The organism is Curtobacterium sp. ME12 (genome assembly GCF_903970855.1).
Lineage (GTDB): Bacteria > Actinomycetota > Actinomycetes > Actinomycetales > Microbacteriaceae > Curtobacterium > Curtobacterium poinsettiae_A.
The window spans coordinates 104,979-111,534 of sequence record NZ_CAJCKD010000007.1 but is presented as its reverse complement, the minus strand read 5'-3'; the positions used below and the strand labels follow the sequence as shown (position 1 = coordinate 111,534).

Here is a 6,556-nt window from a genome sequence, read left to right as displayed (position 1 = left end):
GTCGGCCGCGGGGCGGACGCGAGCGGTTGCTGACCGCGCGTGGTGCGCCCGCTGACGATGCCCACCGGGAACGCGACACCCCACGAGTCGAACGACTCGTGGGGTGTCGGAGAACGGGTGTCGAGCGCGCGACGCGCCCGGGCGTCAGGCGTCGAGCGGTTCCCGGACGGCGTCTCGGCCGGCAGAGGCCCGCGTCGACAGCACCACGGCGGTCACCGCACCCACGAGCAGCCCGGCGAGCACCATGTGCGTGCCGACGAGTCCGACGGGCAGACCCGTGCGCGCCTGCGTGAGGCCGACCGCGATCTGCAGGAACTCGACGACGAGGAGCAACAGCGGCCACTTGCTCGGTTGGCGCAGGCGGACGGCTCCGATGACGAGCACCAGGGTCAGGGCGAAGAGGGCGTACGCGGGCCAGGCGTGCACGTGCTCCATCACCGCCGGGTCGAACCCGGTCCGGTGCAGACGCCCACCGTCGACCGCGGCGTCGGCTCCGGCGTGCGGGCCGCTGCCGGTGGTCAGGATGCCGACGAGCACGGTCACGACGACGGCGGCGACGGTGCCGCGGACGACACCCGTGTACCAGCCGGGGACGAGCCGCTGGGCGGTGCGCGGGCCGTGCGTCGTCCGGTAGACCAGCGCAGCGGTCACCGAGGTGAGCGCGGCGGAGACGACGAAGTGCAGCCCGACCACGAAGGGGTTCAGGTTCGTCCAGACGCTCATGCCGCCGATGACGGCCTGCACGGGGATCGCCACGCCCTGAGCGAACGCGAGCCAGAAGAGTTCAGGGCGCGTGCGGAGCATCCGGACGACCGCGAGGAACATCGCGACGGCCACGATCACGAGCACGAAGGTGAGCAGGCGGTTGCCGAACTCGATGATGCCGTGGATGCCCATCTCCGGCGTGGAGACCAGCGAATCCGCCGTGCACTTGGGCCAGGTGGGGCATCCGAGGCCCGAGGCGGTGAGGCGCACCAGCCCTCCGGTGCCGATCAGCACGACCTCGACCACGAAGGACGCCCAGGCCAGCGCCACGACGCGACGGTCGACCACGCGGGGGAGCGACCACCACCGTCCGGTCCGGAGATCCTGCTCGACGGGGGATCCGACGCGTGTCACGAGGGTGGTGCCTTCCTGTTGTTCCGTGCAGTGAACCTGTAGGATTCGAGGGTTCAGCAGCAGTCAAGTCTAGGCAGGCGCCGGCTCCGAATGGGCCGAGATCGCCGATCACTCCACGGACTGCGTGGAACCATTGTCGTTGCGAGGGAGCAGCACCGGGTCCGCATGTCAGCGGTCCGCGGTGGAATGGCGTCCAGACGCCACGGGTTGACACCTGTAACGCTGTCCCGCGAGAAGGAAACGAGGAGACCATGTCCGACGTGCTCATCGACCGTCCCGAGCTCGAAGGGCTCGGCCAATACGAGTTCGGCTGGTCCGACTCCGACTCGGCAGGGTCCTCCGCCCGTCGTGGGATCTCGGAAGAGGTCGTCACCGACATCTCGAACCTCAAGGACGAGCCCGAGTGGATGCTGAAGAACCGCCTCAAGGGGCTGTCGCTCTTCGGTCGCAAGCCGATGCCGACGTGGGGCGCCGACCTGACGGGCATCGACTTCGACAACATCAAGTACTTCGTGCGCTCCACGGAGAAGCAGGCGCAGTCGTGGGAAGACCTCCCCGAGGACATCCGTGCGACCTACGAGAAGCTCGGCATCCCCGAGGCCGAGCGCCAGCGCCTCGTCGCCGGTGTCGCCGCGCAGTACGAGTCCGAGGTCGTCTACCACCAGATCCGCGAGGACCTGGAGCAGCAGGGCGTCATCTTCATGGACACCGACACGGCGCTCCGTGAGCACCCGGAGCTGTTCGAGGAGTACTTCGGCACCGTGATCCCGGCGGGCGACAACAAGTTCGCCGCGCTGAACACGGCCGTCTGGTCCGGTGGCTCGTTCGTCTACGTCCCGAAGGGCGTCCACGTCGAGATCCCGCTGCAGGCGTACTTCCGGATCAACACCGAGAACATGGGCCAGTTCGAGCGGACGCTGATCATCGCGGACGAGGACTCGTACGTCCACTACATCGAGGGCTGCACCGCCCCGATCTACAAGTCCGACTCGCTGCACTCGGCCGTCGTCGAGATCATCGTCAAGAAGAACGCCCGCGTTCGGTACACGACGATCCAGAACTGGTCGAACAACGTCTACAACCTCGTCACCAAGCGTGCGATCGCACACGAGGGCGCGACGATGGAGTGGATCGACGGCAACATCGGGTCCAAGGTCACGATGAAGTACCCGTCGATCTACCTCGCCGGTGAGCACGCCAAGGGCGAGACGCTCTCCGTCGCCTTCGCGGGCCCGGGTCAGCACCAGGACGCCGGCGCGAAGATGATCCACATGGCGCCGTACACGACGTCGTCGATCGTCTCGAAGTCGATCGCCCGTGGTGGCGGTCGTGCGGGCTACCGCGGTGAGGTCCGGGTCGACCCGGCTGCGCACCACGCCGCCAACACCGTGCGCTGCGACGCCCTGCTGGTCGACACGATCAGCCGGAGCGACACCTACCCGGCGATCGACATCCGTGTCGACGACGTGCAGCTGGGACACGAGGCGACGGTCTCGCGTGTCAGCGAGGAGCAGCTCTTCTACCTCATGTCCCGCGGCATGGCCGAGGACGAGGCGATGGCGATGATCGTCCGTGGCTTCATCGAGCCGATCGCCCGCGAGCTCCCGATGGAGTACGCACTCGAACTCAACAAGCTCATCGAGATGAGCATGGAAGGATCCGTCGGCTAGATGTCCAGCACCACCCCTCCCCACATCGACCAGCCGATCGAGCCCGCTGCCGCAGCGCAGGGTGGCACCCAGCACGGCGCCGGAGCCCACTCCGACGGCGGCTGGGACGCCCCCGACAAGAAGGTGCCGGTCCAGACCCGCTCCGAGCGGTTCCAGTCCGGCGACGTCGAGGCGTTCCCGAAGGTCACCGGCCGAGAGGTCAACTGGAAGTTCGCACCGCTCGCCAAGCTCCAGCCGCTGCTGGACGGCGGACTCGACGGATCCGCCTACCCGTACCTCGCCCGACAGTCCGAGGGTGCCGACGTCGAATGGGGCCGCAGCGACGACCCCCGCGTCGGCTCCGCGGGGCTGCCCGAGGACCGCGCCTCGGCCGCGGCCTGGAGCGCGCGCGACGCCGTACTGGCGATCACGATCAAGGCCACCGAGGCACACGAGTTCATCACCGTGACCCGCTCCGACTTCGGGTCGCAGCCCCGCGCCGCACACACGGTCATCACGGCCGAGCCGAACGCGCAGGGCATCGTCGTGCTCGACAACCGCGGCAGCGCCCTGCTCAGCGAGAACGTCGAGATCGTCGCGCAGCAGAATTCGCGACTGACCGTCGTCAGCCTGCAGGACTGGGACGACGACGCCGTCCACGTCGCGACGCACTTCGCCGAGGTCGGCCGCGACGCGTTCCTGAAGCACGTCGTGGTCTCGCTCGGCGGCGACGTCATCCGGGTCAACCCCTCGACGCACCTGGGTGCGCAGGGCGCCGACACGGAGATGTACGGCGTGTACTTCGCCGACGCCGGCCAGTACATCGAGCAGCAGGTCTACGTGAACCACGACGCGCCCAACACGCGCGGTCGGGTCAACTACAAGGGCGCGTTGCAGGGTCAGGGCGCGCACACCGTCTGGATCGGTGACGTCCTGATCGGCCGCGCCGGCGACGGCACCGACTCGTACGAGCAGAACCGCAACCTCGTGCTGACGGACGGCACCCGTGCCGACAGCATCCCGAACCTCGAGATCGAGACGGGCAACATCGAGGGTGCCGGGCACGCGAGTGCGACCGGTCGCTTCGACGACGAGCAGCTGTTCTACCTGCAGTCCCGCGGCGTCCCGGAAGAAGAAGCCCGGCGTCTCGTCGTGCTCGGCTTCCTGGTCGAGGTCATCCAGAAGATCGGTGCGCCCGAGCTCGAGGAACGCCTCATCGCCGCGGTCGAGCAGGAGCTGGCCGAGGGCCGTTCGGTCATCGCCGCACCGGCCGAGGCGGGCGACGCACAGGCTGCCGCCCCGCGGGCCGATGGCGCGGAGGCCACCGCCTGATGGCCGAGAAGGTCTGCGCCGAAGCCGACATCGCGGTGGACAGCCCGATGCGGGTGGTCGTCGACGGTACGGCGGTCGCGATCGTGAAGGACTCGTCCGGCACGGTCCACGCCATCGGCGACACCTGCACGCACGGCGACATCTCGCTGGCGGAGGGCTTCGTCGAGGGTGACTCGCTGGAGTGCTGGGCCCACGGGTCCCGCTTCTCGCTGACCACCGGCAAGCCGCAGAACTTCCCGGCCTACGAGCCCGTCCCGGTCTTCCGGGTCGAGGTCCGCGACGGCGACGTCTACGTCGACGTGCAGGACGTCGTCCCGGTCGACTGAGCACACCAACACTTCCCGCGGCTGACGCCGCACACAGCTGCAACCGAAGGAACGCAATGTCCACTCTGGAAATCCGTGACCTCAAGGTCTCGATCGACACCGACCAGGGCACCAAGGAGATCCTGAAGGGTGTCGACCTCACCATCAACGAGGGCGAGATCCACGCGATCATGGGGCCGAACGGCTCCGGCAAGTCCACCCTGGCGTACACGATCGCCGGGCACCCCCGGTACAACGTCGTCGGCGGCACGATCACCCTCGACGGCGAGGACGTCCTCGCGATGAGCGTCGACGAGCGCGCCCGTGCCGGCATGTTCCTGGCGATGCAGTACCCGGTCGAGATCCCCGGCGTGACGGTGTCGAACTTCCTGCGAACCGCCAAGACGGCGATCGACGGTGAGGCTCCGGCACTCCGTGGCTGGATCAAGGAACTCCGTCAGTCGATGGCCGACCTGAAGATGGACTCGTCGTTCGCCGAGCGCAACGTCAACGAGGGCTTCTCCGGTGGCGAGAAGAAGCGCCACGAGATCATGCAGCTCGAGCTCCTCAAGCCGAAGTTCGCCGTCCTCGACGAGACCGACTCCGGCCTCGACGTCGACGCGCTGAAGATCGTCTCCGAGGGAGTCAACCGCGCCAAGGCCGCGACCGGCCTCGGTGTGCTGCTCATCACGCACTACACGCGCATCCTCCGCTACATCAAGCCGGACTTCGTGCACGTGTTCGTCGCCGGCAAGGTCGCGGAGCAGGGCGGCCCGGAGCTCGCCGACCGCCTCGAGAACGAGGGCTACGACCGCTACGTGCAGGCCGCTGCGGCCGAGGCGCAGGCCTGATGATCGCCGCACTCGCTCCCGACAAGTTCGACGAGGTCGTCGAGGGCCTGAAGGAGGTCCAGGACCCGGAGCTCGGCGTGAACATCGTCGACCTCGGTCTGATCTACGACCTCGCCTGGGACGACGATGCCAACGCGCTCGTCATCAGCATGACGCTCACCAGCGCGGGCTGCCCCCTGACCGACGTCATCGAGGGGGACACCGCGAACGCCCTCGACGGCATCGTGGACGCCTTCCGGATCAACTGGGTCTGGATGCCGCCGTGGGGTCCGGAACGGATCACCGACGACGGACGCGAGATGATGCGCGCCCTCGGCTTCGCGATCTAGTCACGACCCCCTGACGGACGGGAGGTCCGGTGCCAGCTGGCACCGGGCCTCCCGTCCGTCTGTGCGCACGCCACGCGCGGGGCGCGCCGCCGATCGGTCGGGACCGCCCGCCCACGTTCGCGGAGTGGTCGCGTTCAGTCGGCTGGCCGCGGTCCAGGCGACCGAACGCGGCCACCCGGCGTCCGGGTGGCGGGGAGTCGTGACCGACCGGCGGGTCGCGCACACGGCGTGCCCCGCGATCTCGGCGAACCGCCCGAACCACCCGAACCGCACCGAGGGCCGGCCCGCACCGGACGCAGAACGGCCCCGCACCGATCGGGTGCGGGGCCGTTCTCGTGCGCGGCGTCAGCGGCGGCCGACGGCCTTCCACGCGAGCGGCAGGATGCCGGCCGCGATGAGTGCCTTGGCGATGCCACCGACGATGAACGGGTACAGGCCGGCGGCGAGCACCGACTGGACGTCGTTCGGGGCGCCGAGCTGGCCGAGCGCCACGGCCAGGTACGGCAGGCCGGTCACGAACGGGATGGCGCTCGCGAGCAGCATCGCGACCGCCGCGCGTCCGACGTGGCGGTCCCAGTTGCGGCGCGCGAGCCAGCCGACGAGGCCGGCGGCCGGGATGAAGCCGATGACGTACCCGAAGCTCGGCAGGGCCAGCGCCTGCAGGCCGCCCTGCATGTCCGCGAAGAACGGGGCGCCCGCGAGTCCGGCGACCGCGTAGACGAGCAGCGAGAGCATGCCGCGTCGGGCACCCAGGGTCGCGCCGACGAGCACGACGGCGAGCGTCTGCCCGGTGATCGGGACCGGCCACATCGGGACCTCGAGCTGCGCCATCGCGGCGGTGAACAGGGCTCCGCCGGCGACGAGGGCGGCGTCGGTGGCCAGCCCGTGCGTGCGCAGACGGTCGGCGAGGACTGCGCGGGGAGCGAACCCGGTGGCGTTCGTCATGGATTCTCCTAGAATGGACTGCTGGT

Annotated in this window: 7 protein-coding genes; 5 read left to right on the top strand and 2 right to left on the bottom strand. The window is 69.2% G+C overall.

All coding sequences use genetic code 11. From position 1 onward, the window contains the following. Positions 1 to 144: 144 nt before the first annotated feature. Entirely contained in the window at positions 145 to 1,119 is a 975-nt protein-coding gene (locus tag H7A73_RS05840; RefSeq protein ID WP_182065074.1) for a COX15/CtaA family protein, read from the bottom strand. Positions 1,120 to 1,370: 251 nt separating this feature from the next. Between H7A73_RS05840 and sufB the strand changes: the two genes are divergently transcribed. From sufB to H7A73_RS05815, 5 genes are read left to right on the top strand one after another with little or no spacing between them, the layout of a single operon-like run. After that, positions 1,371 to 2,789, top strand: a complete 1,419-nt coding sequence (gene sufB / locus H7A73_RS05835; RefSeq protein ID WP_071403757.1) for a Fe-S cluster assembly protein SufB — start codon at positions 1,371 to 1,373, stop codon at positions 2,787 to 2,789. Next, positions 2,790 to 4,100: a Fe-S cluster assembly protein SufD gene (gene sufD, locus H7A73_RS05830; RefSeq protein WP_182065073.1), complete on the top strand. Its 1,311-nt coding sequence runs from the start codon at positions 2,790 to 2,792 to the stop codon at positions 4,098 to 4,100. Then, complete coding sequence (locus H7A73_RS05825; protein ID WP_371830590.1) at positions 4,100 to 4,426, top strand: non-heme iron oxygenase ferredoxin subunit; 327 nt, start codon at positions 4,100 to 4,102, stop codon at positions 4,424 to 4,426. Before sufD ends, H7A73_RS05825 begins: the two co-directional genes overlap by 1 nt. Before the next feature lie 56 nt (positions 4,427 to 4,482). Then, on the top strand, positions 4,483 to 5,256 hold the full coding sequence (gene sufC / locus H7A73_RS05820) for a Fe-S cluster assembly ATPase SufC (RefSeq protein WP_071244730.1): 774 nt from the start codon (positions 4,483 to 4,485) through the stop codon (positions 5,254 to 5,256). Then, positions 5,256 to 5,585 (top strand): metal-sulfur cluster assembly factor, encoded by a 330-nt coding sequence (locus tag H7A73_RS05815; RefSeq protein ID WP_017887270.1) that lies wholly within the window; start codon positions 5,256 to 5,258, stop codon positions 5,583 to 5,585. The genes sufC and H7A73_RS05815 overlap by 1 nt, the downstream gene beginning before the upstream one ends. Positions 5,586 to 5,930: 345 nt before the next feature. Here the strand turns inward: H7A73_RS05815 and H7A73_RS05810 are convergent, their stop codons facing one another. Then, complete coding sequence (locus H7A73_RS05810) at positions 5,931 to 6,530, bottom strand: biotin transporter BioY (protein WP_111023032.1); 600 nt, start codon at positions 6,528 to 6,530, stop codon at positions 5,931 to 5,933. Positions 6,531 to 6,556: the final 26 nt, after the last annotated feature.